Origin of the sequence: Rhodococcus sp. 05-2254-2 (assembly GCF_002259095.1) — a bacterium.
Classification (GTDB): Bacteria; Actinomycetota; Actinomycetes; order Mycobacteriales; family Mycobacteriaceae; genus Rhodococcoides.
Window position 1 is genome coordinate 236,074 of the sequence record NZ_NOZJ01000022.1, and the last position, 26,974, is coordinate 263,047.

Annotated in this window: 27 protein-coding genes and 1 pseudogene; 12 read left to right on the top strand and 16 right to left on the bottom strand. The window is 65.3% G+C overall.

The genetic code is table 11. The annotated features are described in order from the left end of the window. The first annotated feature begins 150 nt into the window (after positions 1–150). Together CH283_RS28955 and CH283_RS27590 are read left to right on the top strand one after the other, a co-directional pair. Positions 151–1,107, top strand: coding sequence for a hypothetical protein (locus tag CH283_RS28955; RefSeq protein WP_255183381.1), 957 nt, complete (start codon positions 151–153; stop codon positions 1,105–1,107). Then, positions 1,104–1,766 (top strand): hypothetical protein, encoded by a 663-nt coding sequence (locus tag CH283_RS27590; protein WP_094639877.1) that lies wholly within the window; start codon positions 1,104–1,106, stop codon positions 1,764–1,766. The genes CH283_RS28955 and CH283_RS27590 overlap by 4 nt, the downstream gene beginning before the upstream one ends. Here the strand turns inward: CH283_RS27590 and CH283_RS27595 are convergent. Further along, the gene (locus CH283_RS27595) at positions 1,699–2,967 is read right to left on the bottom strand and encodes a DUF4185 domain-containing protein (protein WP_094639876.1); all 1,269 of its coding nucleotides are present in this window, start codon (positions 2,965–2,967) and stop codon (positions 1,699–1,701) included. The genes CH283_RS27590 and CH283_RS27595 overlap by 68 nt on opposite strands. Positions 2,968–3,109: 142 nt before the next feature. After that, on the bottom strand, positions 3,110–3,523 hold the full coding sequence (locus CH283_RS27600; protein WP_094639875.1) for a DUF6992 family protein: 414 nt from the start codon (positions 3,521–3,523) through the stop codon (positions 3,110–3,112). A gap of 107 nt (positions 3,524–3,630) precedes the next feature. On the opposite strand from CH283_RS27600, the gene CH283_RS27605 reads away from it, so the two are divergent. Beyond that, complete coding sequence (locus CH283_RS27605; protein WP_094640039.1) at positions 3,631–3,963, top strand: hypothetical protein; 333 nt, start codon at positions 3,631–3,633, stop codon at positions 3,961–3,963. Continuing rightward, positions 3,924–4,403, top strand: a complete 480-nt coding sequence (locus CH283_RS27610; protein ID WP_141215351.1) for a hypothetical protein — start codon at positions 3,924–3,926, stop codon at positions 4,401–4,403. The genes CH283_RS27605 and CH283_RS27610 overlap by 40 nt, the downstream gene beginning before the upstream one ends. Here the strand turns inward: CH283_RS27610 and CH283_RS27615 are convergent, their stop codons facing one another. Next, positions 4,404–4,970 (bottom strand): peptide deformylase, encoded by a 567-nt coding sequence (locus CH283_RS27615; protein ID WP_094639873.1) that lies wholly within the window; start codon positions 4,968–4,970, stop codon positions 4,404–4,406. Between the two features lie 22 nt (positions 4,971–4,992). On the opposite strand from CH283_RS27615, the pseudogene CH283_RS28960 reads away from it, so the two are divergent. From CH283_RS28960 to CH283_RS27625, 3 genes and pseudogenes are all read left to right on the top strand, one after another. Beyond that, positions 4,993–5,121 (top strand): annotated as a pseudogene (locus tag CH283_RS28960) (DUF2256 domain-containing protein); the annotation flags it as partial. A gap of 15 nt (positions 5,122–5,136) precedes the next feature. Next, positions 5,137–5,388, top strand: coding sequence for a DUF3253 domain-containing protein (locus CH283_RS28965; protein ID WP_255183390.1), 252 nt, complete (start codon positions 5,137–5,139; stop codon positions 5,386–5,388). Between the two features lie 45 nt (positions 5,389–5,433). Beyond that, on the top strand, positions 5,434–7,047 hold the full coding sequence (locus tag CH283_RS27625; protein WP_255183382.1) for an HNH endonuclease signature motif containing protein: 1,614 nt from the start codon (positions 5,434–5,436) through the stop codon (positions 7,045–7,047). Positions 7,048–7,054: 7 nt separating this feature from the next. Here CH283_RS27625 and CH283_RS27630 read toward each other — a convergent pair whose 3' ends face one another. Further along, positions 7,055–8,551 (bottom strand): acyl-CoA synthetase, encoded by a 1,497-nt coding sequence (locus CH283_RS27630; RefSeq protein WP_094639870.1) that lies wholly within the window; start codon positions 8,549–8,551, stop codon positions 7,055–7,057. Positions 8,552–8,640: 89 nt separating this feature from the next. On the opposite strand from CH283_RS27630, the gene CH283_RS27635 reads away from it, so the two are divergent. Beyond that, positions 8,641–9,180 carry a DUF2231 domain-containing protein gene (locus CH283_RS27635; protein WP_094640037.1) on the top strand — a complete coding sequence of 180 codons (540 nt, stop codon included), beginning with the start codon at positions 8,641–8,643 and terminating at the stop codon, positions 9,178–9,180. A gap of 1 nt (position 9,181) precedes the next feature. On the opposite strand, the gene CH283_RS28970 is transcribed toward CH283_RS27635, so the two are convergent. Continuing rightward, entirely contained in the window at positions 9,182–9,631 is a 450-nt protein-coding gene (locus CH283_RS28970) for a hypothetical protein (protein WP_255183383.1), read from the bottom strand. A gap of 173 nt (positions 9,632–9,804) precedes the next feature. Between CH283_RS28970 and CH283_RS27645 the strand changes: the two genes are divergently transcribed. Next, positions 9,805–12,102, top strand: coding sequence for an ATP-binding cassette domain-containing protein (locus tag CH283_RS27645; protein ID WP_094639869.1), 2,298 nt, complete (start codon positions 9,805–9,807; stop codon positions 12,100–12,102). A 74-nt stretch (positions 12,103–12,176) separates the two neighbouring features. Then, a complete protein-coding gene (locus CH283_RS27650; RefSeq protein WP_094640036.1) occupies positions 12,177–13,103 on the top strand; it encodes an ABC transporter substrate-binding protein in 927 nt (308 codons plus the stop codon). Positions 13,104–13,338: 235 nt separating this feature from the next. Here CH283_RS27650 and CH283_RS27655 read toward each other — a convergent pair whose 3' ends face one another. Genes CH283_RS27655 through CH283_RS27695 form a run of 9 tightly spaced genes read right to left on the bottom strand, consistent with a single transcriptional unit; the run spans position 13,339 to position 22,695 of the window. Beyond that, positions 13,339–14,529: a CaiB/BaiF CoA transferase family protein gene (locus CH283_RS27655; RefSeq protein WP_094639868.1), complete on the bottom strand. Its 1,191-nt coding sequence runs from the start codon at positions 14,527–14,529 to the stop codon at positions 13,339–13,341. After that, positions 14,526–15,992: a dihydroorotase gene (locus CH283_RS27660; RefSeq protein WP_094640035.1), complete on the bottom strand. Its 1,467-nt coding sequence runs from the start codon at positions 15,990–15,992 to the stop codon at positions 14,526–14,528. The genes CH283_RS27655 and CH283_RS27660 overlap by 4 nt, the downstream gene beginning before the upstream one ends. A gap of 20 nt (positions 15,993–16,012) precedes the next feature. Further along, positions 16,013–17,386: an FAD-dependent oxidoreductase gene (locus CH283_RS27665; protein WP_094639867.1), complete on the bottom strand. Its 1,374-nt coding sequence runs from the start codon at positions 17,384–17,386 to the stop codon at positions 16,013–16,015. Then, entirely contained in the window at positions 17,383–18,015 is a 633-nt protein-coding gene (locus tag CH283_RS27670; RefSeq protein ID WP_094639866.1) for a hypothetical protein, read from the bottom strand. The genes CH283_RS27665 and CH283_RS27670 overlap by 4 nt, the downstream gene beginning before the upstream one ends. Before the next feature lie 13 nt (positions 18,016–18,028). Then, positions 18,029–18,733, bottom strand: a complete 705-nt coding sequence (locus tag CH283_RS27675) for an ABC transporter ATP-binding protein (protein WP_176460542.1) — start codon at positions 18,731–18,733, stop codon at positions 18,029–18,031. After that, positions 18,730–19,452, bottom strand: coding sequence for an ABC transporter ATP-binding protein (locus CH283_RS27680; RefSeq protein ID WP_094640033.1), 723 nt, complete (start codon positions 19,450–19,452; stop codon positions 18,730–18,732). Before CH283_RS27680 ends, CH283_RS27675 begins: the two co-directional genes overlap by 4 nt. Then, positions 19,449–20,492, bottom strand: coding sequence for a branched-chain amino acid ABC transporter permease (locus tag CH283_RS27685; RefSeq protein WP_094639865.1), 1,044 nt, complete (start codon positions 20,490–20,492; stop codon positions 19,449–19,451). The genes CH283_RS27680 and CH283_RS27685 overlap by 4 nt, the downstream gene beginning before the upstream one ends. Further along, positions 20,489–21,478 (bottom strand): branched-chain amino acid ABC transporter permease, encoded by a 990-nt coding sequence (locus CH283_RS27690; protein WP_094639864.1) that lies wholly within the window; start codon positions 21,476–21,478, stop codon positions 20,489–20,491. The genes CH283_RS27685 and CH283_RS27690 overlap by 4 nt, the downstream gene beginning before the upstream one ends. Next, positions 21,475–22,695 carry an ABC transporter substrate-binding protein gene (locus CH283_RS27695; protein WP_068051173.1) on the bottom strand — a complete coding sequence of 407 codons (1,221 nt, stop codon included), beginning with the start codon at positions 22,693–22,695 and terminating at the stop codon, positions 21,475–21,477. The genes CH283_RS27690 and CH283_RS27695 overlap by 4 nt, the downstream gene beginning before the upstream one ends. Positions 22,696–22,905: 210 nt before the next feature. On the opposite strand from CH283_RS27695, the gene CH283_RS27700 reads away from it, so the two are divergent. Further along, positions 22,906–23,694 (top strand): IclR family transcriptional regulator, encoded by a 789-nt coding sequence (locus CH283_RS27700; RefSeq protein ID WP_068051171.1) that lies wholly within the window; start codon positions 22,906–22,908, stop codon positions 23,692–23,694. Beyond that, positions 23,691–24,518, top strand: a complete 828-nt coding sequence (locus CH283_RS27705; RefSeq protein WP_068051169.1) for an HpcH/HpaI aldolase/citrate lyase family protein — start codon at positions 23,691–23,693, stop codon at positions 24,516–24,518. Before CH283_RS27700 ends, CH283_RS27705 begins: the two co-directional genes overlap by 4 nt. A gap of 67 nt (positions 24,519–24,585) precedes the next feature. On the opposite strand, the gene CH283_RS27710 is transcribed toward CH283_RS27705, so the two are convergent. After that, on the bottom strand, positions 24,586–26,013 hold the full coding sequence (locus tag CH283_RS27710; RefSeq protein ID WP_094639863.1) for an MmgE/PrpD family protein: 1,428 nt from the start codon (positions 26,011–26,013) through the stop codon (positions 24,586–24,588). Then, entirely contained in the window at positions 26,010–26,822 is an 813-nt protein-coding gene (locus tag CH283_RS27715) for a cyclase family protein (protein WP_068051189.1), read from the bottom strand. Before CH283_RS27715 ends, CH283_RS27710 begins: the two co-directional genes overlap by 4 nt. Between the last annotated feature and the right edge of the window lie 152 nt (positions 26,823–26,974).

The following is a 26,974-nucleotide window of genomic DNA, read 5'->3' on the forward strand; positions in this document are numbered from 1 at the left end:
AAGAGAAAATACTTCTACGGAACGGACAAACCGGAAATTGCGGTGTCGGAACATATTTGGAGACAGCCACCGGTACAGGCGCACCAATTCCGACAATATGGACAAGGCGCGGAATAGGTGCTCTCCACTCGCATCGGTAGATTCACGTTCATGACCGCAGCTGCCACCCCCGACGGATTCGCCTTCGAACGATTCGACGTCACCGACGCCGGATCCATCGCCACGGTCTTCGCGGCCAAGGAACACCGAGCCGGGCTCTACGTTCTGCACTTCACCGACGGCTCGGCCTACTCGGGCTACGCAGATTCGGTCGCCGCGCGGTTCGCCGCGGACCTCGACGTGTGGACCGACATCGAGGCACTCGATTTCGCGGCCGGAACTGCAGATCAGCTGGAGCACCTGCAGGAGCTCGTGTCGCGCCTGACCCGCCTCCGCGAACGCCCTTCCGATCCTGGCGCGATCGGCGAAGCACCGAGCGCGAAATCCGCACTGCCGAAAGAAAGAGCCAAGCGGGCGACGTTGCTCGACACGGCAGTCGGCAAGGCACGCAAGCAGTTCTGGGAACTGTCCGACCACATCGCGTACCCCGCCATCCGCAGCATCGTGGCCGACTACATCAATTCCTCGATCCCCGACCCGGCGAACACCGAGAAGTATCTGTGGCAGATCGCTGCCCTGTCCGACGATATCGCCGAGACCGGTCCGCGACGCTTGGTGACGCTGACGTGCGGCGGCTTCGAGACGCTCCGCGTCGACGAGATCGTGCACGACGACGACACCATAGAACTCGACCTGCGCATCAACACCAACGTTCCGCGCGACCGCACCGACGAGCAGCTCGAGGTCTCCAACGAGACGGTCAGCGCAGGACGCGGTCCGCACCGGGACGAACGCGTGTGGTCGTGGTCGATCGACCTCGGCGCACTGCTGGAAGAAGACGTGGACGTCGACCTCGGCATCGACGACGACACGTTCGACGACCTCGCTTACGGTCTCAACGCCCGTTTGATGCGATCCGGAAACTCAACGGGCGCAGCATCACACAACCACGACCTCGCGTCCGACCTGCTCGCCGAGGCATACCGGCAGCTGTTCGAGACCGAGTGACCGATCGGCTGTGGTACGTCTCGTACGGGTCCAACCTGCTGCGCGAGAGGTTCCATACCTACCTGACCGGGTCCGACGAGAGCTCCGAATTCGGTGCGCACCCGCCGGCACCCACCGCGTCGTTACCCGCCGAACAACGATGGCTGCGGATCGATCATGCGCTGTATTTCGCGGGAGTCTCCCGGCGCTGGACCGGAGCGTCCGCATTCGTCTCCACGACGGTCGATCCGGCGAATCGCTCTGTCGGGCGCGGATATCTGATCGAGCAAGCCCAGTTCGCTCATCTGGCCGCGGTCGAGAACGTCGTCGCAGCCGTCGATATCGGGGCGACGGAGACGCTCGCCATCGGACAGTGGTCGCAGCTGACAGTGGACCGCGAGGGCGAGAGCTTCCGCGGGAAATACGATGCACTGCTACGGCTTCCGGACATCGACGGAAGGTCCGCCTTCACGCTGACCAGTTCGACCGTGCGCGAGCCCGGCGAACCGTCGAGCAGGTATCTCTCGACCATTCGCCGCGGACTGCTCGGCGCAGAACTCGATCTGGACGTCGACGCCTACCTGGAGGCAGCCATTCGACGATCCGCGGAGATCACTTCAGCGCGTCGAGGTTCGTCTTCAACAGCAGCACGTTGTAGTCCGACCACCGAGAAGCGGTGAAATACAGGTCTTTACCGCTCGACATCGGGTGAATGAACGGTGCGTAGATTCCGCCGGCCGTCTGATTGGCGTCGAGGATGGTCCTCGGCGCACTCCACGGACCCTCGGGATTGGCTGCAGTGCGAGCGACCAGAGTGCGAGAGTTCTCGTCCCCGTACATCATCACGTAACGGCCGAGGTAGTCGTTCCACGCAACGGACATCTCGCTGACCGGGCCCTTGACGATGGCGACCGTATCGCCGATGTTCTTCGACCACTGCTTCGTCGGATCCGGATCCTGCGTCGAGTACTCGTACGCGTCGAGATTCTCGATGTCCCCAGGAGCGACCCGCGAGACGAAGGCGTCGCCGAATCGTCCGTTCGGAGTACCGAACTGGTACAGGTACTCGCCGTCGCGGCCCAGGACGTACGCACTCTGCTGGAACTTGCCCTGGCTTTCGTGGACGTTGGTGAAGCCGGGGATGGTGACACCCTTGTTGACGCGGATGGTCCTGGGATCCGTCGACCAATTCTGGCCGTTGTCAGTGGATTTCGCAGTCGCAGAGTAGTTCGTGATCCAGCGCCCGGGTGTGCCCCAGCTCTGCACCGACATGTAGTTGATGTACTGGGTGTTGCCGATCGCGATGGCCGCCGTGGGAATGGTCGTGTCCTCGACGCTGGGTAGCTTTGCGCTCGAGATGATCTCGGCCGCGTAGCGTGGGTTGTCCGCACGCACGACGGCACCGGAGGTGTTGTCCGCGGGATCGGCTGGACCGATCTCGATACCCTGCGCCAAGTTCGTCGACGCCTTGTCCGAACGGAAGAGTGCGTTGCTGCGCCATTGGGCATTGCCGGAGGAGCAGTCGCCGAACGTGTCACCGAACGCCATCAGGATCTGGCCGGCACCGTTGTCCCAGCTGATGCCGAGGTCGGTGCCGGACATCGCGAGGTCGTTGTAGGTGTTGTTCACACTTTGCGGACCGGTGACCCAAGCGATGCTCTGCGTGTTGCCGGTGATCCGAGGAAGCGGCCCCTGCGGACCCTGCGGGTTCTTACCCGACATGCCCGCGCTGCCCGACGACCCGAACAGCGGAGACGAGCCCGGCCCGCCGAGCCCACCACACGGTTCGGCCGACACGGTGGGCGCAGTCAAAGCGCTGAGTCCGCTCACTGCCAGCGCCAGGACAGCCCCGACAGCGATCTGCCGACTACGTACACGCATAGACGAACCCACCGTTCCCCGTGTGACCCACGATACTGATGTGACTGATGGGACGAGTGTTACGCAAATCTACTGATCGCGCAACAAATCGGGCATGTCGGTACTTGACAAAACACCTACGGAGAGAATGACACTCGTGTGATTAGCCGGCAATCATGCGGGCGTGAGTCGTGTCCAGCGCGAGCAGTGCAGCGCCCTGCACGACGACGGCAGTGCCGTGACCCACGGCCTGGTCAGCAGTGATCCGGCCGCCGAACCGAGGCTTCCTGACGGCGATGTGCGCACCGGTCGCGATGTAGAGAACGTCGAGACCGGCATTGATCCACAGCAGCCGGCTCAAACTCGCGGCCGTCGGGGGCTTCGAGCTCAGCGCGCCTGCACCCGCGATCGCCAGATCGATCGCGCCCCACCCCGCCGTCTGCAACCCGAACGCCCGCCGGGCAGGCGACGACCCGCGCAACGCCAACACCGTTCCGGCGAGCACACTTCCACCGCCCCACACCGCGAGGCGACGGCCGAGCTGCTGGGCAACGATGGGCGCTTCGAGTGCTGTCATGCACTCCAGTGTGCCGCGCTCGAGGACGAAGCGGTTCGTAACGCGCGGTCGGTTGCGGCCGATCCCAAGAGCACCGGGTACTCGTGCTCGAAACGAACGGAGCCACCATGCTGAAGAAGGTCCTCGCCGGAGTCGCGCTGGCGATCGGCGGAGCGGTGCTTCTGGCGCCCACAGCCTCCGCCGCACCCGAGGACAACCCGTTCGGGCCCACGGATTCCACCGCGAACTTCGTGAGCGCGTTCGACCCTGCGGCATACGGTGCAGCGAGCGCCACATCGTTGATCGCCAGCCCGTTCGGCACGAGCCGGCAGATCGATTGCTGGTCGTTTCACGCCCGCGGTTCGTGCTCCCAGAACGGCCGGGTCCTGACGGAGATCCGAATCCCGGCCGGATCGTCGGAATGGGACTACCGGACGCTCTACGTCTACAACCCGTTCTGATGATCGCCGGCCGCGTCCAGTGCGGACTGGCTCTCATCTCCCTCACCGGTTGCGCTGCAACGCAACCCGAGCCGACCATCGAGGCGGCGGTGAACGTTGCGCCGTCGTCGTTCCCGGCACCTCCTCCCTCCGTCGCACCCTCCGCCATCCCGACCCCGGACGAGGCGACGGCCATCTTCCGCACCGTCTTCGACTGGACCGCCGAGCGGTCCGACCGCGCCGACGCGCTCGAGGGATCTGCCGAGGAAAACGCTGCGGTCTTCGACAGCGGTGGGATCATGTCGGAGGCGTCGTTCGACCGCATCGACGTCGTCGCACCCGGCCGGGTCGAGGCGAGCGGAACGTCCGTCGGGCGAGTGTCCTCGATCGGCTTCGTTGTCTCCGAGGGCCGTTGGAAGCTGGAACGCTCGACAGCGTGCGCTGTCACCGGGGTCTGTTAGTCACCATCCGAACGGGTCCGAGTCGGATCCGGGAAGCCAACTGTTGCCGGGCCCGACCCACCCCCGGGCCTTGATCATCTTCTTCGCTGCGCGCTGATTGCGGCCGATCAGACGGTCGAGGTACAGGTGACCGGCCAGATGGTCGGACTCGTGCTGCAGACACCGCGCCAGGTAGCCGTGGCCCTCGACCGTCACGGGACTGCCCTCCACATCGACACCGGTCACGCGGGCCCAGTCCGCACGGCCGGTCGGGTACCGCTCCCCCGGGACCGACAGACACCCCTCACCGTCCTCGGGGTCCGGCATCGTCTCCGGGATCGCCGATGTCTCGAGCACTGGATTGACCACGTGCCCGCGATGCCGGACTCCGCCGTCCTGCAGGTCGTAGACGAACACCGCACGCGGATCACCGACCTGGTTGGCGGCAAGACCGGCACCGTGCGCCGCTGTGTTGGTCTCGAACAGGTCCTCCACGAACGCGGCCAACTCCGCGTCGAACTCGGTGACGGGAGCGGCACAGGTCGTCAAACGAGGGTCGCCGGCAACGAGGATGGGTCGAATAGCCATGCGAGAAGGTTACTGTCGAAGCATGGCTCATTCCCGTCGCTCCCCCACGGCTCACCCCGCGGACAAGGTCTGCGCGTCGTGCGGACGGCGAATCGAATGGCGCAAGAAGTGGGAGAAGAACTGGGATGACATCAAGTACTGCAGCGACGCATGCCGGCGGCACAAGGTGAGCACCACCGACAAGGAACTCGAAGACAAGATCCGTTCCCTGCTCGACGCCCGGTCCCGCGACTCCACCATCTGCCCTTCCGACGTCGCACGAGCCTTGTCCGACGACAATTGGCGGGAGTTGATGGAACCGGTTCGCCGCGCCGCCCGCCGGATGGTCGACGCGGGAGAAGTCGAGATCACCCAGAAAGGATCCGTCGTCGATCCGTCGACCGCGAAGGGGCCCATCCGCATCCGATGGACGCGCTGACCTGCGACACAGAAGTTGTCGGTGGGTGGGTATAGCTTTTGTGGTGTGAAGGCATGGGGGGATGTGTTCGGGCTCGGCGACCAGGATTTGGTCTCCGAGCTCGCTGGCGTGTCCTCCCTCGAAAACGAGCTCGCTGCAACGCGATTGACGCTGCTGGCGGAAATGGACCGCCGCGGTCTTGCCATGAAACTCGGCTACTCGTCGGTGACCCGGTGGTACGCGCGATCGGTGCGCATCACCGACGGGTCCGCGGCCCGTCAGATGGAGCTGGGGCAGTGGCTCACCGACCGGCCCAGCGTGCTGAACGCCCTCGCAGGTGGTGACATCCACGCCGCGCACGCCTCGGCGATCGCCGACGGCTACGCCACCGTGGTGGTCGCCGACCCCACCCTCGACGAACAACGCCGCGACGCGGTCGTCGCCGAACTGCTCGAAACCGCCATGCGCAGCACCGCCGGGCAGGTCGCCTCCCGCGCGCAGGCACTGGCGCATTCCGCGGCCGAGGACGCCAGAGCCCGCCACGAGCACGCCGAGAAGCAACGACAAGAACAGGAGCGGGAACAGGAGCGGGAACAGGAGCGGGAGCAAGAGCGGGACCGTGCGAGCCGAGCTGACGCGGGTGACGCAGCCGGCTCGGGCGAGCCCGAACCTGTTCCAGCGGGGCCGCCGCCGGTGCCGGTGTCGGAGAACCCGGAGTTGAACCGTTTCGATGTTCACCCGCTTGCCAGTGGCCGCTTCCAGATGGGTGGCAACGTCGACCGGCTCCTGGCCGAGAAGCTGCTCACCGCGTTGTCGGCGTTGACCGCGCCGCAGCCCGGCCCCGGTGGGGAACGCGATCTACGTGATCCGTCGAAGCGGCGGGCGGATGCACTCGATCGGATCCTCGACCGGCACCTGAGCGGTGGTGGCCGCGGATCGGCGGGCGGGTCGCGGGCATCGGTGCACTTGATCGTCCCGCTGCGGGACCTGCTCGCCGACCGTGGACACACTCAATCGAACAGCGCAGCAACGGGTTCGACGACAGACGGTTCCGGTGGCGACTCACGGGCCGGCGATACCGATACGGGTCCCGTTGCTGGCGCTGACGGCGGGCACCACGTGAACAAGAGTCGTGCTTGTTCCGATGCCAGTTCACGGACCGGTGATACCCGCGGCGATCGTGTCGGTCCCAGCACTGGTGCCGGTGACCATCGCGGGCAGAAGTCTGCACCTGAGCCCGGTGATGCCGACTGGCCGTTCCACTTCGACTGGACCGGGCCGATGAGCCGCGCTTTCGCCGAACTTCTCACCTGCGATGCCGACCTCACCCCGGTCATCGTCGACCACCACGGCGTCCCGCTCGCCCTCGGCCGCACCACCAGACTCGCCAGCGACGACCAACGCATCGCCCTGACCATCCGCGACCGATGCTGCGTGATGTGCGGCCGCCCCGCACAGTGGTGCCAAGCCCACCACGTGACATTCTGGGAACACGGCGGCCGCACCGACCTGAACAACCTCGCCCTGGTCTGCGGAGAATGCCACCGCCTCGTCCACCACGGCGACTGGCAACTGCTCATGGGCGACGACGGACACCCCTACGCCATCCCACCCGAATCCACCGACCCCACACGACAACCCATCCCCAGCTACCACCGCCGAAAACGTCGCGCAGCGTGACAACTAGTCAGCTGCGCAGCTCACGCTTGAGCAATTTTCCGCTCTGATTGCGCGGCAATTCGTCGACGAAGGTGACGGTCTTGGGCACCTTGAACGGCGCTATCCGACCCTTCACGTGGTCGATCAACACCTGCGACGACATCTCACTTCCGTCCTTGAGCACGACGACGGCCGTCACCGCCTCGATCCACTTGTCGTCGGGCATCCCGATCACCGCGACCTCGGCGACCGCCGGATGGGTGTAGATCGCATCCTCCACCTCGCGGGACGCGACGAGGATGCCGCCGGTGTTGATGACATCCTTGATCCGGTCGACCACAGTGATGAACCCCTCGGCGTCGCGTGTCACCAAATCACCGGAATGAAACCACCCATCCGAGAACGCATCTGCCGTCGCCTCCGGCTTGTCCCAGTAGCCGTCGCACAGCTGAGGAGAACGATAGAGAATCTCACCGGGTTCGCCGTCCGGCACATCGTTGCCGTCGGCATCGACGACGCGGGTCTCGACGAAGAACACCGCACGTCCACACGACGCCGGCCGCGCCTCGTGCTCCTCGGGCTGCAATACCGTTGCCAATGGCCCGATCTCGGACTGCCCGAAGCAGTTGTAGAACTCGATGTCCGGGTACCGCTCACGCAGCCGAGTGAGAACTGTGACGGGCATGATCGAAGACCCGTACTGCGCCTTCTTCAACGACGAGAGATCGCGCGTCGCCAGATCGGGGTGATTGGCGAGCGGAACCCACACCGTCGGCGCCAGGAACAGAGACTTGATCTTCTCCGCTTCGATGCGGCGCAGGATCTCCGGAACGTCGGGCCTGCGCATCAAGCGGACCGTGGCACCCACCGACAGGTACGGCAGCATGAACACGTGCATCCCCGCCGAGTGGTACATCGGCATCACCAGAAGCGGGTCGTCGTCCTGGGTGAACCCGAGCGCGATGACGCACGAGACGTACTCCGCGACCAGGGCGCCGTGAGACATCATCGCGCCCTTGGGTTTCGACGTCGTCCCGGAGGTGTAGAGCAACTGAGCGAGGTCGGTCGCATCGGCGACGGGGTCGAGTTCGGAGCCGTCGCCGTCCGTGCCCAGCACGTCGGGAAGGGAGACCACGTGCTCGATGCTGAGCTCGCCGCGAACCGAATCGAGCGTGCCCGCCAACTCCGGGTCGACCAACACTGCCCGAGAACCCGATTGCTGCAACAGGTACTGCAATTCGTCGCCCACGAGCGCGTAGTTGATCGGGACGTGCACCAATCCGGCTCGCGCACAGGCGAGGAACGCGACGACGTACGCGTCGGAGTTGACGCCGTACGCCGCCACGCGGTCGCCCTTGTTCAATCCCAACGCGATCAGCCGTCGAGCGGCGCGGGTGACCGCGGTATCGAGTTCTGCGTAGGTGTGACTGCGTCCCTCGAATGTCACGGCGAGGCGGTCGGGGAATTTCGCGGCCGACCGTCGCAGGACGCCGTCGACGGTGTTCACTCGTGTTCCGCTGCTCATCACCCGACGTTATAGGACGTCCAAGCATCTCGTGCCGTGTTTGGCTGCCCTCAGGGTTCGATCGATGCCATTGGGGCATGCGAGAACGCATGACAACGAAACAAGCCCTCGACAGCCTCGAATCTGCCTCGTTCCTCGACGGAGCGAGCAACGCGATCAACAGTGTCCTGAAACCCGCACTGGACGACACCGCCGTCGGCGCAGGTCTACGCGGCCGGTGGATCGGCCATCCCATCCACCCGGCTCTCGTCAACGTCACCATCGGAAGCTGGACGAGCGCCGTGGTCCTCGATCTGCTGAACCACCAGTCCAGGGCGAGCAAGCTCGTCATCTCCCTCGGGCTTGTGTCCGCGCCGGCAGCCATCGCCACCGGATGGGCCGATTGGTCGACGATGAACACCCGCCAGCGCCGCGTCGGGATGATCCACGCTGCGTCCAACGCGACCGGCGTCTTCCTCTTCCTCGGCTCCTACTTGCGGCGCCGGAAGCAGACCGATGGCATCGCCAAGGCCCTGGCCGCTGCCGGTCTGGCAACGGCGAGCGTCGGCGGTCTCATCGGAGGCCACCTCGCCTACAGCTCGACCGAGCAGGAACCGGCTCCGGCAGGCAAGCACAGCATTCGCCGATAGATCAGCAGTTGTTCGGCTCCCCGATCTTCACCGCGGACAGCAGAGCATCACCCTCACCGACGAGCACCCCTGCTTGCGGATCCTGCGCCACGACAATCCAGTTCGAGTCGTTGACCTGCATCCGGCTCGCACCGGACGCGTCGACGCTCCTGGAGTAGAAGATTCCCGCCGCCTGGATCGCGTTCTGGGCGGACTGCAAGTTCATGCACACGACCGAAGGCATGGCGGCGAGGACGGGCTCTGCGGCGGGCGGCTCGGACGCGGTGGTGTCCGGGACAACGATCCTGTCGACCGGCGTCGGTGCGGGCGTGGTCGCCTCGACGGTCACGGTCCGCACTTCGGTCCGGACTTCGGGCTCGGCGGAGTCCGTGGATCCGCAGCCCGCGAGGACGAGCGCAGGAAGGGCAAGCGCGAGGACCGAGTGCACGCGGGAACGACTACTGCTCGTCATGAAAACCCTTCGACCGACCGATGGCCTGGCGCAACCGGTACCCATGGGAGATCGTCAGACCGGTAAGCCTGTTACTTCCCGTCCATCGGTGGCGTTTCCGTACACCGTACGGTAAGCTGCGTCGGCCCCGGGCGAACCAGCGTCGGGGGCGGCGAAAGGCGACCGAAGCGCACATGACCCAGGCCCAGCCGACGACACCAACTCAGCCATCCATCGACGAACTGTCCACCATCCTCGTTCGCGGAGCACGCGAGAACAATCTCCGCGACGTGAACCTCGACCTGCCCAAACGCTCGCTCGTCGTGTTCGCGGGCGTCTCCGGGTCGGGGAAGTCATCACTCGTCTTCGACACCATCGCTGCCGAAGCTCAACGGCAGATCAACTCGACGTTCACCGCGTTCGCGCAGACATTCCTTCCGTCCTACGGCCGTCCCGACGCCGATCTCATCGCGAACCTGTCGGCCGTCGTGATCGTCGACCAGAAGCGTCTGTTCGGCGGCCCGCGCTCGACCGTCGGCACCATCACCGACATCGGCGACTGGCTGCGCATGCTGTGGTCCCGCGGCGTCACCCCGACGATCGGGTTCGCGAACGCGTTCTCCTTCAACGACCCGGCCGGCATGTGCCTCGAGTGCGAGGGGCTCGGCGAGGCGAAGGTCGTGGACCTCGGCGAACTGGTGGACGAGTCGAAGTCCTTGCGCGAGGGGCCGTTCAAGCATCCGGACTTCGAGGTCGGCAAATGGCCGTATCGGGTGTTCGCCGACTCGGGCCTGTTCGATCTCGACGTCCCGATCGAGCAATACTCCGCCCGCGAGCGCCACATGTTCTTCGATGCGAAACCCGGCGAGTTCGAGGTACTGAACCCCGATGCCGTCATGAAGAGCTACGAGGGGATCGTGTCCCGGTTCAAGCGCAGCTACCTGGCCAAAGACGCCGACGCCCTGAAGGGCAAGGCCAAGCTCGCGTTCGAGCGCATCGTCACGCGCGGGGTCTGCGAATCCTGCGGCGGCTCCCGATACAACGAGACCATCCGCGGCGCGACCCTCGAGGGCCTGTCTCTGCCCGACGCGTTCGCGATCCAGGTGTCCGAGCTCGCCGACCGCATCGACGGGTGGAAAATCGACGGCCTGGGTACCGTCACCGCCGAAATCGTCACGCAGCTGCGAAGACTCGTCGATCTCGGTCTCGGCTACCTCAGCCTGGACCGCGCAACGTCGTCGCTGTCGGGCGGTGAATCCCAGCGCATCAAGATGGTCCGCCACCTGGGAGCGACCCTGAACGACATGCTCTACGTCTTCGACGAACCGACCACAGGCCTGCACCCCCGCGACGTCCACCGCCTCGACGACATGTTGCTCGCGCTGCGCGACAAGGGCAACACCGTCCTCGTCGTCGAGCACGACCCCGAGGTCATGTCCATCGCCGACCGCATCGTCGAGATCGGCCCCGGCGCGGGAAAGGCGGGCGGCACAATCGTGTTCGAGGGAACCTACGACGAGCTGCGCGACGCGGACACCAGGACCGGTGCCGCGTTGCGGCGCGAGGATGTCGTATTGCATACTCCCCGAACCCCTTCGGGCTGGCTGAGCATCACGGGAGCCAGCACCCACAATCTGCGCGACGTCAGCGTCGACATTCCGCTGGGAGTCCTGACGGCCGTCACCGGCGTCGCCGGTTCCGGGAAGTCGAGTCTCATCCACGGGCACCTCCGTGAGGCCGCACCGGACGCCGTCATTATCGACCAGGCACCCATCCGCGGATCGCGGCGCTCCTCCCCCGCGACGTACACCGGTCTGCTCGATCCGATCCGTGCGTACTTCGCCAAGAAGACCGGCCAGCCGCCGTCGCTGTTCTCGCCCAACTCCGACGGCGCGTGCCCCGACTGCCAGGGCAGCGGTGTCATCTTCACCGATCTCGGGTTCACCGACCCGGTGACGAGCACCTGCGAGACGTGCCAGGGCAGGCGATTTCGGTCGGGCGCGATCCGGCACACCGTCGACGGCATCAGCATCGCCGACATCTTCGAGATGTCCGTCGAGGACGCCCAGGACTTCTTCGAGGTCAAAAAGATCCGCGACATCCTCCGCCGGTGCCGGGACGTCGGACTCGGCTACCTCTCGCTCGGCCAGAACCTGTCGTCGCTCTCCGGCGGCGAGCGGCAGCGGCTCAAGCTCGCCACCGAACTGGTCGGGTCGTCGCCGGTGCTGGTCCTCGACGAGCCGACCACCGGTCTGCATCCGTCGGACGTGTCGAACCTGATCGCGTTGCTCTCCGGGATGGTCGACGAGGGCAGGTCGGTGATCGTCATCGAACACAACCTCGACGTCATCGCCGCCGCCGACTGGGTCATCGACCTCGGCCCCGATGGCGGGCACAACGGCGGTCTGATCACCTTCACCGGAACCGTCGACGAGTTGGTGGTCTCCGACACCCACACCGGCACCTACCTGGCACGGAGCCTGGGCCGGTGACCACCACCCGATAGTGTTGGCGCTCCAGGGGCATCGGACACACAGGAGTGGCAGTGCAGCGTCGATCGGCACGAATGATCTCAGCAGGGTTCGCGGTTGTAGCACTGGTCGCGACCGGCTGCGGCAGCACGACGACCGACTCCCCGCCGGCAACCACCTCGGTCGCGGCGTCGAGCGGGAAGTTCCCGAGGACGATCGCGTCGGGCTCGGACGGCGGGACCGTCACCATCGACGCGATGCCACGTTCGATCGTCTCGCTGAGCCCGACGGCGACGGAGACCCTGTACGCCGTCGGGGCGGGTGAGCAGGTGGCCGCCGTCGACGATCAGTCGGACTATCCCGCCGACGCACCGAAGACCGGGCTGTCGGCGTTCACGCCGAGCCTCGAGGCGATCGTCGCGTACGACCCCGATCTGGTGATCACCTCCACCGACCTCGGCCTGGTCACGTCCACTCTGGCCGAGGCCGGTATCACGACGCTGCTCGTCCCGGCGGCGACGAGCCTGGACGACGCGTACTCGCAGATCGAGCTCGTCGCGGACGCGACCGGGCACGACGCCGAGGGCGACGCGGTGGTCACACAGATGCGCGACCGAATCGATGCCGCCGTGGCCAGTGTCCCCGCGCGCGACGAGCCCCTGACGTATTTCCACGAACTCGACGACACGCTGTACACGGTGTCGAGCGCGAGCTTCGTCGGCCAGATCTACGGTCTGTTCGGCCTGACGAGCATCGCCGACGGCTCCGGCGCAGGCGACTACCCCCAGCTGTCCGCCGAATCGGTGATCACCGCGGATCCCGATGTCGTGTTCCTGGCCGACGCCCAATGCTGCGGCGTCACAGCCGAATCGGTTGCGGCTCGACCGGGGTGGGGATCGATGACCGCCGTCCGAGACGGCAGGATCTTCCCGATGGACGAGGACCTGTCGAGTCGGTGGGGTCCCCGCATCGCGGACCAGGTGGAAGCCGTCGCCGCAGTGGTGCAGCAGATTCCGGCGTGAACCCAGCAACGATGGGGTAACGCGCCAGCCGGCCACAGCCGCCTTCCGATGTGGTGAGACAGATTCCGGCGTGAACCCGGCGACGATGGGGTAACGCGCCAGCCGGCCACGGCTGCCTTCAGTCGTGCAACAGATTTCAGTGTTAACCGAGGACCGGCCCGATGGCGCGTCCATCGGCAACGGTCTCCCTCGGCAGTGCTGCCGAAGGGGACCGTTGCCGGGCACTGGCCGTGCTCTACACGACGCTGTCGCGCCGCATGGCCTCGATTTCGTCGGCGCTGCAGCCTATTTCGGTGAGCACCTCGTCGGTGTCGGCCCCGTGCTTGCGGCCGGTGTACCTGATGCGGCCGGGGCTACCACCCATCCGCCACATGACGTTCTGCATCCGGACGGGACCGAGGTCGTCGTCCTCGACGGTCGTCACCATCTCGATGGCGTTGACCTGTGGATCGGACAACAGATCGCTCGGCTTGTAGACGGGAGCGACTGCGGCACCTGCCTTCTCGAACTCGTCGATCACCACGTCCTTCGTCCGTTCGCCGATCCAGCCGCCGACGTACTCGTCCAACAGGTCCGCGTGGGCGGCGCGCTGACGCCCGGTGGCGAACCACGGTTCGTCGAGCACTTCGGGATGACCCACCAGGACCAGCACGCGTTCTGCTATCGAATTGGCGCTCGTGGAGATGGCCAACCAATGCCCGTCCGCTGTCTTGTACAGGTTGCGGGGCGCATTGTTGCTCGACCGGTTCCCGGTTCGCTCCTGATCGATCCCCAGCTGGTCTGCGTAGATGACGCCCGGTCCGACCGCGGCCATGATCGGGCTCAACAGATCCAGATCGATCTGCTGGCCGATGCCGCCGTTGTTGGTTCGGTGCAGCAGAGCCATCGACACCGCCGACGAACCGGCGATCCCGGCGAGGGAATCGGCCAATCCGAACGCCGGGAGTGTCGGCGGCCCGTCGGCTTCACCGGTCAGGTGCGCGAACCCGCTCATCGATTCGACGAGCGTGCCGAAGGCGGGCCTGGTGGCGTACGGTCCGGTCTGACCGAAACCGGTGACACGCAACAGGATCAGACCCGGGTTGAGCTCGGAGAGCACGTCGTATCCCAGCCCCCAGCGTTCGAGGGTCCCGGGCCGGAAGTTCTCGACCACCACGTCGGCCTCTGCGGCGAGGCGGCGAAAGAGAGCTCCGCCCTGGGAGTTTCCAAGATCGAGGGTGACCGTGCGCTTGTTCCGCCCGATCATCGTCCACCACAGTGGGTGACCGTCCTTGTCCAGACCGTGTCCGCGCATGCCGTCCGGCTTGGTGGGGTGCTCGATCTTGATGACCTCTGCCCCGAAGTCGCCCAGGATCTGCGCGACGAGGGGGCCGGCGAGGATCGTCGAGATGTCGAGAACCTTGATGCCCTCCAGTGGGCCCGTCACAGGTACGGACGGTGCAGGTAGCGGCCTGCGGGAGCACCGGCGACGGCACCGTCGGCGAGTACCCGCTGACCACGGACGAACGTGTCGGTCACCTTGGCACCGAGCTCGAATCCCTCGAACGGCGTGTACTCCTGAGCCGACTCGGAATCCTCCGGGCGCACGGTCCAGGTGTGATCGGGGTCGATGAGGGCGATGTCTGCGTCCATGCCGACGGCGATGTCTCCCTTGCCCGGCAGGCCGTAGCGTCGGGCCGGGTTCAGTGACGTGAGCTCGGCGATACGACGCCAGCTCAGGCCGCGCTTGCGTCCTTCGCTGACGAGACCGGGCAGCAGGTATTCCGCACCACCGAAGCCGGACTTCGCGGCGAAGATGTCGCCCCGGTCCTCGGCGAACTTCTTCTCGTCCTTGCAGCAGGCGTGATCACTGACGACCCAGTCGATGTCACCGGCGAGCAGGTGCTCCCACAGTGCTTCGACGTCGTCGCGCGGGCGCAGCGGCGGGTTGACCTTGCCGCCGAGTCCGTAGGCGGTGTCGATGTCGGCCAGCAGGTGCCCGATGGTGACCTCGCGGCGGAAGTCGACGTGCGGGAACGCCTTTGCCATCCGCATCGCCGCGGCCAACGCCTTGCGCGAGGACAGGTGCAGCAGGTTGATGTTGGGCAGCTGCGTCTCGTCGGCGAGGAACGACGCGATGGTGACGGCGAGCCCCTCGGAGTGCGGCGGCCGCGACGCACTGTAGGCCGCGAGGCCCTCGAGGGTGCCTTCCTCCTCGACGATCTTGGTGTACGCGCTCATGATCTCCGCGGTCTCGCAGTGCAGCGACAGCGAGATGTGATCGGCCTTGTCGCCCATCTGCTCTCGGGCAGCCTGGATGCCGCGCATGACGAACTCGAAGTGCGCCAGGTCGTATCGCTCGCCCTCGGGTGTCATGAGGAATTCGCTCTGATCGGTGGACCGGCCGTGCAGCCCGTGGCTGCCGTAGAACATGAAGATCTTGAACGACGTGACGCCGTGATCTGCGATGAGCGCGGGGATTTCGTCGATGTGTTCCTTGGACATCGGCGCGAGGTGGTACGCGTAGTCGACGTAGGGGCGTCCCTCGGTGGCCTCCAGGACCTTGGGGAACACATCCGCGTAGGAACCACCGGTGTTCATGTAGTACTGCCCGGTCCGCATGTAGGAGAGCGACGTGGTGACGCCGCCCTGGACACACGCCCGCGACTCGGTCTCGGCGTCGTCACCGAGGGAGTTGTAGATACCCCAGTGCTGGTGTGCGTCGACGACACCGGGGAACGCGACCTTGCCGGCCGCGTCGATGATGGTATCCGCTGCCGAGGCATCGATATTCGCTTCGATGCGAGTGAACTTGCCGTCTTCGATCAGCAGGTCCAGAAATTCGCCCTCGTCGGGGGCATCGGAACCTGGTCGAACTACGCGCGCATTGGTGATCAACAGCGTTGACATGGTGGTCCTTTCGAATTTTTTCACAAGAGTTGGGGTGTTCGAAGCGAACTTGCCGCGAGGTATGCGAGTCCGAGCGCCGGGAGCAGTCCGTTCCCCGCGAGATACCCTGCAGCACCGTGGCCGGAGATGCCCATTGCGGCACCGCCCGAGGCGAACAGACCGGTGATGGCGGAACCGTCGGTGCGGAGAACACGTGCGTTCTCGTCTACGACGAGCCCGCCCTGGGTGTGGAACAACGCGGGCACGATCTTGATGGCTGCGTAGGGTCCGGTGAGCGAATGCTCGAAAGAGCTGCGGCCGAACGGATCCGACGCCTCTCCCCGTGCATACTTTTGCACAGCGGCCAGCTCCTCCGCCACTGCCGCAGGTGGGAGCCCGGTTCCGGCAGCAAGGCCGTCCGCATCGTCGGCCCACACCGCGGCACCCGAGTCGACGGTCTGCTGGAAGTCCTTGAACGACAGACACTTGTCGTAGATCTCGCGGTCGATGACGACCCAGCCCTCCGATCCGGGCCTGGCGGCCAGAATGGCTGCGTACTCGGAGTACCCGGTCGTCTCGTCACCGAACCGGCGACCGGATGCGTCGAGCACGACGCCGCCGTGCATCACCGTCGCCCATCCGACGAGAGTCGTCGCCTGCTTCGAGAGTGCCGCGTGTCCCTGGTACGCATCCAGATACGCCGAATCAGCACCGAGACGGCGCCCGATGGTCAGCGCGTCACCGACGGAGTGCTCACTTCCGTGATAGCGCGCCGCGGATATCTCCGGCACGTGCTCTGCCACCAACTCTGCGTTGGCACCGTAGCCGTTGGTGGCCAACAGGACTGCGCGCGTCGGAACTTCGTCGACGCTGCCGTCGGGCATCGTGATCGTCACGCCGTCGACGGCCCCGTCGGAATCGACGGACACATCGGTCAGTCGGGCGGGCATCAGCATGTCGATGCGCGGCTCGGCGGCGACCGCTCGCGCGAGGTGCTCGAGCATCCCACTGCCGTGACGGCCTTCGACCGTGTGACAACGCAACTGCGAATGGCCGGGGTATGCGAAGTCGGTCACCAGCGTGAGCGGCAGTTGCACGTGGTCGGCGAGCCATTCCACCAGCGGGGCACTGACATCGGCGAGGGTGGAGGCCAGCCGCAGATCGGCACTGCCCTTCGTTTTACGCAGGACGTCGTCCAGGAACTGCTGCGGCGAATCGTCGATTCCGGCCGCACGCTGCCACCGTGAGCCGGCACCGGGGATCATGGCCGTGGACATCGCCGTGTTGTTGCCCCGCTTGAAGTGCGCACTGGCCTCGACGACCAGCACGTCGAGTCCGAGCTCGGCTGCACGCAGAGCAGCGACGAGGCCACCGCCCGCGCCGGCCACCACCAGGTCGGGTCCGTCTTCGCTCACGGGGAGACCTGCAGCTCGGAACGCAGACCCAGCAGCCGCAACGCCGTGCCGGTCGGGTCCACCACCTGCGGTGACGTCGGTGGATCGACGAGATCGACTGCAGAGCAAGCATTGATGGCGATGGTGCAGCGGAGCTTGCCCGCGTGTTCGGAGACCGCTCTCCCCCAGGTGCCGGTGTCTGCGATGTCGTGCACACCGAGCCCGAGTACTTCGGTGGCCTCGGCGACGATCCCGTAGAACCCGAGTCGGCGGTCCAGCTCTGCGGCGATGGCGTCGTTCCTCGCCAATGCACCGATCCGATGCCCCTGGGAGGCATAGAACGAGGCCGTCAGCCGGGTGAGGCCGTAGAGCGGCCGAGCGAACGAATCCGCTTCCTCGGCGCAGGGGTCGAGCACGCAGTCGGGCAGGAACCCGTCGGCGTGCGTGTCCAGCACGGAACGAAAGGCCTGTGACAGCACCTGTTCCGACCGTCGGACGTCGAGTTCGGTATCCAGTGCGCTCGGCGCGTCGGGCCCGATATTGCGGAGCTCGACGGTGATCCCCGCGGGCGAAAGGTGGTCGTAACGATCCTGCCGGCGCTGCAGTTCTGCCGCGTCGACGTCGATCGGGGTGAAAGCCAAGAGATGCATGTGAGGTGAACTCCTAAATACCGAGGTAGGCAGCTTTGACCCGCTCGTCGTGTGCCAGTTCGGGCCCGGTGCCGGTCAGCACGATGGACCCGCTCTCGATGACGTAGGCCCGATCGGAGATCGCGAGTGCCTGCGCGGCGTTCTGTTCGACGATCAGTACGGTCACACCCGAGTCGCGGATACGCACGATCGCCTCGAGCACTTGAGCTGCCAGCTTGGGAGCGAGCCCGACGGACGGTTCGTCGAGTGTCAGTACTCGCGGCTTGGACATCATGGCGCGGCCGATGGCGAGCATCTGCTGCTGACCGCCGGACATGGTGTCGGCCCGCTGCTCTCGTCGTTCGGCGAGAATGGGGAACAGGGCGTAGACCTGGTCGAGGGATTCCCTCACGCCGCTGCGCTTCTGGGTGTACGCGCCCATCTCGAGGTTGTCGGCCACGGTGAGGCTGCCGAACAACGCCCGATCCTGGGCGACGTGCACCAGCCCGGCTCGCACGATCCGGTCCGCCCGCATCCCGTGAATCGCGTTGCCATCCAGCATGATTCTGCCACCGGACGTGGACACCATGCCGGAGAGCGCACGCAGCGTGGTCGTTTTCCCCGCGCCGTTCGCGCCGATCAGGGAGACGATCTCGTGCCGATCGACCGAGAGGTTCACCCCGTGCAGGATCTCCAGACGGCGGTATCCAGCGTGCAGGTTGTCGATTTCGAGCATCATGCTGTCTTCTCCTCACCGAGGTATGCCTCGACGACGCGGTCGTCGGCAACCACCGTGCGTGGGTCGCCCGAAGTGAGCACCGCCCCCTCGTGCATGACCACCAGACGTTCGGACAGGGCCATCACCGCAGCCATGATGTGTTCGACGAAGAACACCGTCTGGCCCTGCTGATGCACCGTGCGCAGCAGTTCGATCATCGGTGCCCGCTCGGCCGGGACGAGCCCGGCGAGAACCTCGTCGAGGAGCACGACGCGTGGCTCCATGGCCAGGGCGCGAGCGAGTTCGAGTCTCTTCAATCCTGCCGTCGACATCGTCGAGACCTTGCCGCCGACCTGGTCGGACAGTTGCACGCGGTCGAGGACGTCGAGGGCATGCTGCCGGGCGTCTTTGCGTGACTTGCGCTTCGACAGTGCGGCGATGGTGACGTTCTCGAGCACCGACATCGACTCGAAGGGGCGCATGAGCTGAAACGTACGTACCAGCCCGGCTCGCGCGATCTTGCTCGCCGGCCATCCGGTGATGTCCGTACCGTCGAAGATCACTCGGCCTGCTGTCGGGGGCTGCTCACCCGACAGCAGGGAGAACAGGGTCGTCTTGCCTGCCCCGTTGGGGCCGATGATGCCGAGGAATTCGTGCTCGGGCACGTCGAGGCTGACCTCGCGTACCGCGTGGATTCCCGAGAAGGATTTGCTCAGGTTCTCGATGCTCAACAAGCTCATCGGTTCCACCTCTCACGGATCGTGCCGAAGATTCCTTTGGGCAGGAAGATCACGATCGCGATCAGAATCACCGAGTACGCGGCGACGTCCAATCCGATTGTCCCCTGCAGGAATTCGAGGAAGACGGGTGGGTTTCTGAGCAGTTCGTTGATCAACTCCGACAGCGGCCCGATCACGGCGGCACCGATGACCGGGCCCCAGATCGTTCCGATGCCGCCGATGACGGCCGGCACGATCGCTTCGACGGAAACCGCCGAACCGAAGGCCTGCTCGGGACCGACGAAGAAGTAGTACTGCGTGTAATAGACCCCGGCTACGGCGGTCAGCGCACAACTCGCCGCCACGGCGATCAACCGATACTTCATCGTGTCGATACCGAGCGAGGCTGCAGCGGTTTCGTCGTCACGGGTGGCCTGGACGAACTGCCCTGCCCGGGAACGGGTGTAGAAGATGGTGCCGAGAACCGCGAGCGTCAGAATGACCAGCGGAATCCAGACGTAATTGGGGCTGCCCTTCTCGAACTGCAGCATCCACCACGAATCACGCGGCAGGATGGGCACATTGAAGCCCTCGGTCTTGTTGAACACCTCGAGGTTCTGCACGAGCAGCAGAAACATCTGTGCGAAGGCGAATGTCGCCAGTGCGAAATACGACCCGGCGAGTCGGTAGCGCAGGCACAGGTAGGCGATGAGTGTGCCCACCGTGGCCGAGAGGACTGCCGCGACCACCATCGAGATCCACGGGGAAATTCCGTGCTCGACCAGAAGATACGCACCGGAGTACGCACCGATTCCGAAGAACGCGGCGTGGCCGAAACTGAACATGCCGCCGAACCCGCTCATGATGTTCCACGCCACGGCCATCACGGCGAAGATCAACGTGCGCACGGCAACCGTCTGGGCCTGCTCGCCGAGGAGCAGCGGCAATGCCGCCACGACGACGAATCCGATGACCAGCGTGATCAATTGGCGGCGTAGCCACGTGTCCTTCAACCGCGGATCGTGCTGCACCGGTGTGGGTGCGCTTCTTGTCGTAGTCATCGGCGCGCTCCGTACAATCCTTCGGGCTTGAGAAACAGAACGAGAACGAACACCGCGAATACCAGGATCAGCGAACCTGTTCCGGGGAGATACAGGGCGCCGACGGTCTGCACGAGTCCGATGACGAGGCCACCGACCATGGCTCCGACGACACTTCCGAGTCCGCCGAGAACCACGATGACGAACGCCAGGATGGTGAATTGTTCTCCGACCGACGGCGTCAGGCTGGTGAACGGTGTCATCAACCCGCCTGCGACCGCGACGCAGGCTGCGCCGATACCGAAGGTGAGCGCGTAGACCCGACCGATGTCGACGCCGACGAGCTTGGCTCCCTCGGAGTTGGATGCGACTGCGCGGATGGACAATCCGAGCGGCGTCCGCTTCAGTACCGCGGTGAGCGCGACGGCGACCAACGCGGCCCCGATGAACGCGATCACTCGCGGCCACGACGCGACGGCACCGAGCACGTCGAGGGAACCGTCGATCGGAGCCTGCACCGATTGCGGCCGCCCTCCGAAGATCATCAGCAGCACGTTGATGATCAGCAGCGACAGGCCGAGGGTGACCAGGAGCGGGCCGTCGTGACTGCCGCTGATGGTCAGTTTCGTCAACAGTGTCGCTTGCACGACCATGCCGAACAAGAACATCACCGGAACGGCGACCAGTGTTGCAACGTAGACCGGCAACCCGGCGGTGGACAGCGTGTAGACGATGTACATCGCCATCGTCAGCATCGCACCCTGGGCGAAGTTGACGATGCCGAGAACACCGAAGATCAGCGTCAGTCCGACGGAGATCAGTGCGTACACACCGCCGAGCAGGAGTCCGGAGACGACCGACTGCGTGACCAGGCCCTGGTCTTTTCCACCGACGAGGTAGATCACCGCCATGATGACGACGATCGCTGCTGCGACCGGGATACCGGGGTTGAGCCCCGCGAGACCTTTGTTCCCCGCTTTCTCTGCGGTCGAGGTAGCGGCCGTCACTGGCCGGCTCCCGCGGGGAACTGGATTGCGTCCGTTGCGAACTCCTCGGGGAAGACCTGAGCGACTGCACCGTCGCGAACCTGCATGACGATGACGGTGGCGTTCTTGTTCTGGCCGGTCTCGTCGAACTCGATCGGTCCGTTGAACGCGAGAAGCGGATCCTCGATCGAGACGCCGGAGATGGCGTCGCGCAGATCCTCAGGATCACTCGACGCACCGTCGTTCAGTCCGGCCGCGATGACCTCGACTGCCTGGTAGGACAGCATCGCTGCGGTCTCCATCGGGCGTCCGTATTCGGCCTCGAACCGCGAGCGGATGTCGGTGACGCGGTCGCTGGTGGCGTCGAAGTGGTAGTTGGCGCTCAACACGCCCTCCCCTGCGGCACCTGCGTCACTGGGGAACGAGCTGTCGTCGAACGCGCCGTTGGCAATTCCGTAGACGCCCTTGACGTTCAGGTTCAGCTGCTCGACCGCACGTGCGATCAGCAACCCGTCCGGGTAGTAGCCGGTGGCGACGATGACGTCGGGGTTGGACACTGCAGCCTCACGCACCTGCGTGGTGGCGTCGGAGAAATTCGTTGCCGGGTAGGTGATTTCCTGCACCGACGAGATTCCCTGGTTCGCGGCCTCGGCCTCGAATGCGTTGAAGACGCTGTCTCCGAAGGATCCCTCGATGTGCAGGTAGGAGACGCGGTCGATCGGCTGACCGGTCTGCTCCTCGATCGCGGCGAGCGCCTTGGCACCGTCGGTTCCCATGCTGGACGCATTTGGCTGCATGCGGAAGGAGTACTGGTAACCCTGGTCGAGGATCTTGTCGTCCACCGCCACATCGATCACGAGCGGAACCCGAGATCGCTCGGCAACCGAGGCGACGTTCTGTGTGACGTCGCTCTGGTACGTGCCGATGAGCGACACCGCGCCGTCGTCGATCAGCCGCTGCGCCTCACTCTGTCCGACCTCTGCCTTGCCCTGGCTGTCGCCCGACACCAACTCCAACTGCCGACCGTCCATGGACGAAATGCCGCCTGCTGCATTGATATCGGCCACGGCGAGGGCAGCACCGTCGTTCATCAGCCCGCCCACTCCCGCCAGAGCTCCTGTGGTGGGATGAACCGATCCGATCTTGATGGGGCCGGAGTCGTCCGAGCCGGTGGAGGAGCCACATGCTGCCGCACCCACGACTGCAACGGCTGTCAGCACGCCTACGAGCTTCTTCATTGTTGAGTCTGCCTTCCGCGCCCATCGGCGCCGAGTCGAACCACTGGGCGGAACCTACCGTTCCGCTGAGCGCACCATCAGATTGATGATTGATCTCGCTGAAATCGAGTATGGCACGCATCACGGCCTCAGAACAGGCTCTTCCGTCAATTTCTTGTTACGGGTATGGTTCGCTCAGCGGAACGCACGCACATCCGAAAGGTGACACTTATGGTCAGCAGGCCTGCACTGGAGACGTCGACGGGAACAGAGTCCGCCGATCGTGTCGCCGATGTGCTCATCGCCTTCGCACAATCCGATCGGGCACTGGGCGTGTCCGAGATCGCTCGCACTCTCGACCTGAGCAAGGCTGTGGTGCACCGCATTCTGCAGTCGCTGGCATCGCGGTCGATCGTGCAGCCGGTTGCGGGCGAGTCGACGTATTCCCTCGGCCCGGCGGCGATCGGACTCGGCACCAAGGCGTGGAGCCAGCTCGACGTCCGGTCGATCGCTGCTCCCGTGCTGCGCGCGCTTCGCGCGAACACACGCGAGACCGCAACGCTGTCGGTACTCGTGGGGCACCGTCGGGTCTATCTCGATCAGTACGAGAGCCCCCAGGAGGTGAAGATGGTGGTCGAGATCGGCCCTCAGTACGCGTTGCACTCGGGAGCCTCGAGCCGAGCGATTTTGGCGTTCCTCCCCGATCGATTCGCGGACGAGGCCTTCCAGGAACTCCGCAGCAGTTCCCCCGACGCCGACGAGACCCGCTTCCGCGCCCGCCTCGCAGAGATCCGTACCAACGGATACGCAACCTCGACGAACGAGCGAAACACCGGTGCAGCATCGATCGCCGCGCCGTTCTTCGACGCCGCAGGGCACGTACTCGGATCGGTCAGCTCCTCGGGCCCCGCTTTCCGCTACTCCTCGTCCGCGGACGACGAACACATCGTTCATGCTGGTCAGGTCGTCGCGGCGGCCCAGTCGATCACCACCATCCTGGAAGCGCGTGCAGCTCGATGACCTCTACCTCCGCCCGGTCGTTCCTCTACGTACCGGCAAACAAGCCCGAGTTGTTCGACAAGGCCGTGGGCGGTGCCGCAGACGCGTTGATCATCGACCTCGAGGACGCGGTTCCGTTGGCGGACAAAGACCGAGCGCGTGCCGACCTCGCGGGGTGGTTGGCCTCGACGCCGTCGACCGATACCCAGATCTGGATTCGCATCACCCCCGAATTCATGACGCAGGACCTCGAGGCCGTCGCCGGAGGCGGTGTCACCGGCATCATGGTGGCGAAGTGTTCGGTCGAGTCACTCACGCGCGCAGACCGATTGCTCACCGAGCACAACCTGCCCGGGGTCGAGCTGATCGGGCTGATCGAGACGGCTCACTCCTTGCGTGCTCTGCCGGAGATGGCTCGATGCAACAGAGTGCGAACATTCGGGATCGGTGAAGTCGACCTCCTCGCGGACTTACGGATCACCCGTTCGGAATCGACGGAATCGATGATCGACGCACTTAGGCTGAACGTCGTGATCGATTGTGCTGCTGCGGGATTGGCAGCACCGATTGCCCCGACGTCGACCGATTTTCGCGATCTGGACGGGTTCGTCGGCACCACGGCCCGTTTCGTGCAGATGGGTTTCCGTGGCCGGACGGCATTGCACCCCAGTCAGGTTCCGATCATCAATGCCGCGCTCACCCCGTCCTCGGACGACATCACCACAGCACGTCGACTGGTGGAGCTGTACGAGGTGTCTCGGGGAGGACCGACCGTCGACGACAACGGACGATTCGTCGACGAGGCAGTGGTGCGGGGCGCACGGGAAATCCTCGCCCGGGCCTGAACCGACCGAACTGCAGCTCGGGCACCGCCACACGAGTGACGGTGCCCGAGCCGGTGGGACGACTGTCCTATTGCTGCGTGGTCGATTTCAGGTCGGTCAACGGTGCGAGCAGTGTCCCGATGTCGGTCAGGTCCCCGAGCCGATCGCATCGGCCGGCCAGTTCCTTCAGCTCGACGTCGGAGAGGAACGGCCCCGCGTTGCTGGTGAACTTGGTCGAGACCTCACCGAAGGTCAGCGGCCGTTCGGGTCCGCCACGAGTGGTGAGCACCTCTTCGACCACTTCTGTTCCATCGGTCAGAGTTGCGGTCAGCACCGCCGGGAATTGGTGCGGGAAGATGGCGTCGCACTTCGGGTTCGGAACGACGTCGACCTTGGCCATCAGAGCTCGCCGATCTGCTGACTTCGCCAACTCGTCGGTGTAGTCATCGAGTGCTGCGCCGAGCCCGCCCCCGCCGAGCAAGCCGACGACAACGGCGTACGGTCCGCTGAACTGCGCCATGTACCCGGTCTCGGGCGTGCGTTTGACGTCGATGGGTTCGCCGATGGTCCGCAGGTTCGCCGCGGGCACTCCCAGCTCGAGCTTCTCGATCTGCTCCGGCCGGATTCCTCTCGCCCGCAGCGCTGCTCCTGCGTCTATTGCCGCGTGGGTGAAGTGATTGGCTGGGTACGGCTTGAAGAAGATTCCGGGAACGGCCCACTCGGAGCCGAGTCCGTCCAGAATCTCGTTGGCTCGGCCAGGCTCGTGCAGCCAGGCCTGGAAGAAGCCGAACCGTCCTTCGAGGACCGTCGGCGGCCCGGTGATCCCATGACGCGCAAGGCCCGCCGCGGAGAGCGCGGAATGCGCAGCCCAACCGCAGTGCATGCGCTTGACGGTGCCCCCGGTGCGGTTGGCCTCGATGATGCCCGACGCCATCGACGCGGCAATGCCCATCGTGTCGACGATCTGTTCCTCAGACGCACCACCGATGACAGCGGCAGCCACAGCGCTACCCATCGCACCGCAGATGGACGTCGCGTGCTGTCCGTGCTCGAAGAACACCGAGTTCTTGGTCTCCGGGTCGAACCCCGCCATACCGATGCGCACACACACCTCCAGCCCGATCGCGATGCCACGGACGAGTTCTCGACCGTCGGCACCGTGCTCCTGAGCGGCCGCAAGAGCCGCGGGCACGACACTGGCGCTCGGATGCAGGATCGATGGAAGATGCGTGTCGTCGAAATCCAGCGAGTGTGCGAGCACTCCGTTGACGAAAGCGGCGAGGGCCGGAGGGAGAGCGACGTCGAGGCCGACCGCGGATGCCGTTGCTGCCCCGCCTTGTTCGCGGGCCCATGCGGTCGCGGCCTTGCTCGTCTCGAGGTCGGTGGCCGCAACCGCGATCCCGAGCGTATCGAGCACCCGCATCCCGACCGAGGTGACGACGGCGTCGGGCAGATCCTGAAAGCGGGTGGTCGCGGCGAAACGCGCCAGGTGCTGCGCAAGTGTGCGTTCGCTCATGCGGACGTCACCGCCAGCGGCCGTACCGGTGAACCCGTTGCGCCGAAGATGTTCAGGGGAACGAGAACGAACGTGAACTCGAACAGTTCCTGCTGGGAAAGCTCTTCGAGGTCGAGTGCTTCGATGATGTAGATACCGCTCTCCACCAACAGAACTCGGTGCGCGGGGAGCAGGGCGTGACCACCGCCGGGGGCGAGCCGCTCGAACGCGATGGTGTCTGCGCCTGCAGCGTGTACACCCTTGTCCGCCAGCCATTGCGCGCCTGCTTCTCCGACTCCGGGAACTCCGGACGGGCCGCCGACGTACGGCGACCCCTCGGCGAACAACTGCCCCCATCCGCTGCGAATCAGCACGACATCGCCGCGTTCGATCTCGATTTTCTCTGCAGCACATGCCGATTGCAGATCATCGACAGTGATCTCGTACCCGCCCTCGCAGCGACCGACACCGAGGAGCCTCGGGATGTCGAGCAGCACGCCGCGGCGGATCATGGGTTCGATGGTGTGGACGCCGTGTTCGACATACTTGCCGCCTAGGCACGACTGCCCGGCATCGGCACCGCCGTGCAGCTTTCCGTCGTGGCTGACGTGAGCGAGAGCGTCGATGTGAGTGCCCACGTGCGTTCCGGTGGTGATCATGTCGTTTGCGGCGCTGCCACCGTCTGCTCGAGTCACGTCGCCGTGTCTGCGCGGCAGGGTGTGCCAGAACTGAGGATGATTGGGCGACTGCGGCATCCCGACCCTCAACTGTCTACCGAGATCGACTGCGCGCACGCCCCCCTGGACTGCACGAAGAAGTTGATCGGACATTGCTTCGTCTCCTCGTTCGACGCTGCGTGCGTACCTCACACCAGCGTTGTTTCGTTTCGCTAGCCGGAACGGTTCTGAGCGGTATGGACTCGCGCCGGCGGTAGGCCGAGCCTAGCAGTCGGCAGGTTGCGCGTCTCGATCATTGACTCTTT